This is a genomic window from Rubneribacter sp., assembly GCF_965361815.1.
Map to the genome: position 1 here is coordinate 1 of NZ_CBDTNW010000194.1, position 4,194 is coordinate 4,194.

Below are 4,194 nucleotides of genomic sequence, written 5' to 3' on the forward strand. Positions count from 1 at the left end.
TGTCGCGGTGTTTCTGGCCTGCTTTGTCGGACGCCAGCTCCTCGCGTCGGTGCAGGAGGCGCATCTGGAGCGCTATGCCTCCGAGCGCGCAGACGAGCTGCGCCGGCGGCTGCTTTTGCGGGTGTTCGAAGGGGGCGCGGGCGTGGTGCAGGCGCGCGGCACCGGCAACGTGGCCACGCTTGTCGTGGAGGGGATCGACCAGGTGGAAACCTACATCCGCCTCATCCTCCCCAAGGCGGTGGGCGTGGTGGCGGTTCCTCTGGTGCTCCTGCTGTGGATCTTTCCGCTTGACTGGGTGTCGGGCGTCATCGCGCTTGCGATGTTTCCCTTCATCGTTTTGTACATGGTGATCCTCGGGCACACGGCCCAAGACGAGGCGGCCAAGCAGCACGCGACCTTCCAGGCGCTGTCCAACACCTTCGTCGACGCATTGCGCGGCATCGACACGCTCAAGCTGTTCGGCCGGGGCCGCTCGTTCGGGGCGAGCATCTACGAGGCGAGCGAGCGCTTCCGCGAGGCCACCATGAAGACGCTGCGCGTCGCCACTTTGTCAAGCTCGGTGCTTGACCTGTTCGCCACCGGCGCGCTGGCGGCCGTGGCCATCATGCTGGGCTTTCGGCTGGTGGACGGGGCGCTGCCGTTCTTCCCGGCGCTCGCGGTGCTGATCATGGTGCCGGAGTACTTCAAGCCGGTGCGCGAGTTCGCCGCCGACTACCACGCCTCGCTCGACGGCAAGAACGCGTTGAGGTCGGTGCTGGAGATCGTCGAGGAGGAGCCGGCGGCGGACGACGCGGCGCTCCGGGGCGCGGCCGCCCTTCCCCTGTGGAGCGAGCGGGCGACGTTCGAGGCGCGGGGCGTGGGCTTCTCCTACGCCGACCATCGGGTGCTCGACGACGTCCGGTTCTCGGTGCGGGGCAACGCGCGGGTGGGCATCGTGGGCGCGAGCGGGGCGGGCAAGAGCACGCTTGTGGGGCTTGTGGCCGGATTCTCGCGCCCCGAGGCGGGCTTGTTTGTCCTGGGGGGCGTCGAGGTGGGCGATTTGCATCGGAGCGACTGGCAGCGTCAGATCGCCTACATCCCGCAAAACCCCTACATCTTCCACGCCACCCTGCGCGACAACGTGGCGTTTTACTGCCCGGACGCATCCGAGGCCGACGTGGAGCGCGCTGTGGCCGCGATGGGCCTGGACGCCCTGGTGGCCGAACTGCCCCAGGGCCTTGACACGCTGGTGGGCGAGGGCGCCCGCGCGCTTTCGGGCGGCCAGGCGCAGCGGGTGGCGTTGGCGCGCGCGTTTCTGGACGGGGAGCGCCGCGTTTTGCTGTTCGACGAGCCGACGGCGCATCTGGACATAGAGACGGAGCTGGAGCTCAAAGAGCGTATGCTGCCGCTTATGAGGGGCAGGCTCGTGTTCTTCGCCACGCATCGGCTGCACTGGATGGTCGACATGGACACGGTGCTAGTGGTGGAGGACGGGCGCGTGGTGGAGGCGGGCGATCCCGCCGAGCTGGCAGGCGCCGGGGGCGCCTACGCGCGGCTCGCCCTGCAGATGGGGGGCGAGGCCGCATGAGGACGGCGGAGTTCGCGCGCACGTGGCGCCAGGACCGCTGGGTGCGCCCCTTCTTCAAGCGCTATCGCAAAACGCTCGCGTTCGCGCTGCTGCTGGGCGCGGCGACGTTCGCCTTCGCGGCCGGGCTCATGGTGACCTCGGGTTATCTCATCAGCGCCGCCGCGGCCGTGCCGGAGTCCGTCTTGGCGCTCAACCTTCCGCTCATCTTCGTGCGCATATTCGGCATAGGAAAGCCGGTCCTGCACTACTTCGAGCGCCTGGCCAGCCACGACTGGGTGCTGCGGATGACCTCGGGCCTGCGCCTTGCGCTCTACCGCGCCATGGAGAAGGACGCCGTCGTGTTCCGCACGGCGCGTCGCACGGGAGACGCGTTGGGGCTTTTGTCCGAGGACATCGGGCATCTGCAAAACCTCTACCTGCGCACGGTGTTCCCCTCGGTGGTGGCCCTGCTTGTGTGGTTCGCGCTGCTGGCCATTGCGGGCTTTCTCTCTTTAGCCCTGCTGGCGGCGCTTTTCCTGACGCTGGGGGCGGTGGTCGTGCTCGCGCCGCTCGTATCCGTGATCGCGTGCGGGGCGCGGCGCATGCGCATCAAGGCGTGCAGAAACGAGCTGTACGCCGAGCTGACCGACAACGTGCTGGGCGTGTCTGACTGGGTGTTCTCGCAGCGCTGCGGGGCGTATCTGGAGCGCTACCGCGCCTCCGAGGCCGCCATGAAGGAGCTTGTGCGCGCTGAGCAGCGGTTTTCGCGCAGGCGGGACGTGGCTTTGCAGGTGCTTTTCGGGGCGACGGCCGTCGTTGTGCTCATGTGGGCGGCGGGGCGCTTCGGCGGGCAGGGGACGGACGCGGCCAACTGGATTGCGGCGTTCGTGCTGGGCTTCTTCCCGCTCATCGACGCGTTCGCGCCGCTCTCGTCGGCGGCGGTGGACGCGTTTTCCTTCAGCGACTCGGTGCAGCGGCTCAACGCGCTGCCCGAAGTTGACGACCATGCGGAAAAGCCGCCCGTTCCCTCGGGGCCTTTCGACGTGCGGATCGAGGGCGCGGCCTACCGCTATCCCGGCAGCGACAAGATGGTGCTCGACGGGCTTGACCTGTTCGTGCCGCAGGGGCAGAAGGTGGCCGTGCTCGGCCGCAGCGGGGCGGGCAAGTCCACGCTCGCCGCGCTGGTGCGCGGGGACGCCGCCCCGGTTTGCGGGAGCGTGACGCTGGCGGGGGTTCCCACCGTGCGGTTCGGCGAGGCCATGCCCTCCTACGTGGGGGTCATCCAGCAGCGCACCTACCTGTTCAACATGACGCTGCGCGAGAACCTGCGCATAGGGCGCGCGGACGCAAGCGACGACGACATCCGCACGGCACTTGCGAGCGTGGGCCTGTCCGGCCTGCTCTCGCGCCTGCCCGAGGGGTTGGACACCATGGTGGACGAGGCGGGCCTGCGATTTTCCGGCGGGGAGCGGCACCGCGTGGCGCTTGCGCGCGTGCTGCTGCAGGACGCGCCCGTGGTCATCTTGGACGAGCCGACCGTGGGGCTGGACCCGGTGACCGAGCGCGATCTGCTCGAAACGCTCTTCGAGGTTTTGGAGGGGCGGACCGTCATCATGATCACGCATCATCTGCAGGGCGTGTCGGCCATGGACCGCGTGGTGTTTCTGGAGGAGGGCCGCGTGGCGTTGGACGGGTCGCCTGCGGAGCTTGCGCGCGCAAGCGAGCGCTACCGCACGCTCCTCGCCTTCGACCGCGGGGCGGCAGCGCCTGCGCCTTGACGCATGCGGGGCAGCGCGGCCGGCGGGCGGAGGGCGCCTTGCCGGCCTGCGCCTCATGATGCAAGGTCGCGGGTTTGGTACAGGCCGTTGTCGAAAAACCCCAGCGCGCGGTAGTAGGCGCGCGTGCCCACCGCGCTGATGACGTTGACGCGCGCGTATCCGGCGGCGCCGGATACGGCGCACGCCTCCTCGATCAGCTGCCGCCCCAGGCCGCGATGCTGCGCCCCCTGGCCGCTGCGATGCAGGCCGACCGTCTTGCCGTACACGTGCACTTCGCGGATCATGGCCTCGCCTAGCCCGACGGGCGCCTGGTCGCCCAGGCGGGCGAGGGCGTCTTGGTCGGGAAGCGAAAGCCGCAGGAACCCGGCCAAGCGCCCCTTGCCGTCTGTCCATTGGAAGAAGCGCTCCTCGCTCACGGAGGTGGCGTAGGCGATCTGCGACATGCGAAGCGAGGACGCGTCCACGTCCGCCTCCCGCACCTCGCGTCCCCTGATCTCGGCGCTGCGCACGCCGCGCTCGTCCATCCGGCGCTCCACCAGCTGACGCAGGTTGATCTTCTTGTTTCCCACCATAATGTCGTGGGCCGAGATGTCGCGGATCATGCGCGAGACGCGCGTGTAGGGCGGCGTGACGGCCAAATCGGCGGTCAGCACGTCCAAAAGCTCCTCCTCTGAGTACGGCCGCCACGACCCGCTCTGATGACGCGCGCGCAAACTCGCGCTCGCCACCAGGGCGCACGGGTAGATCTTCACCTCGTCGGGCAGGTAGTCGGGCTGAGCGACGAGGCGCTCGTAGTCGCGTTTGTCGCCTTCGGGGTTCGCGCCGTAGAGGTTGGCCATGAAATGCACGTGGATCTTGAATCCGAACAAG

General features: G+C 68.9%; 2 protein-coding genes and 1 pseudogene. 2 read left to right on the forward strand and 1 reads right to left on the reverse strand.

The features are described from left to right. Both cydD and cydC read left to right on the forward strand, forming a co-directional pair. Positions 1-1,567: thiol reductant ABC exporter subunit CydD (cydD, locus tag ACWKY3_RS13850; RefSeq protein ID WP_449316980.1), on the forward strand; the 1,567-nt coding region annotated here is incomplete at its 5' end. Further along, a complete protein-coding gene (cydC, locus tag ACWKY3_RS13855; RefSeq protein ID WP_449316981.1) occupies positions 1,564-3,324 on the forward strand; it encodes a thiol reductant ABC exporter subunit CydC in 1,761 nt (586 codons plus the stop codon). The genes cydD and cydC, both read left to right, overlap by 4 nt. 53 nt (positions 3,325-3,377) lie before the next feature. Here cydC and ACWKY3_RS13860 read toward each other — a convergent pair. Then, positions 3,378-4,194 (reverse strand): annotated as a pseudogene (locus ACWKY3_RS13860) (elongator complex protein 3); the annotation flags it as partial.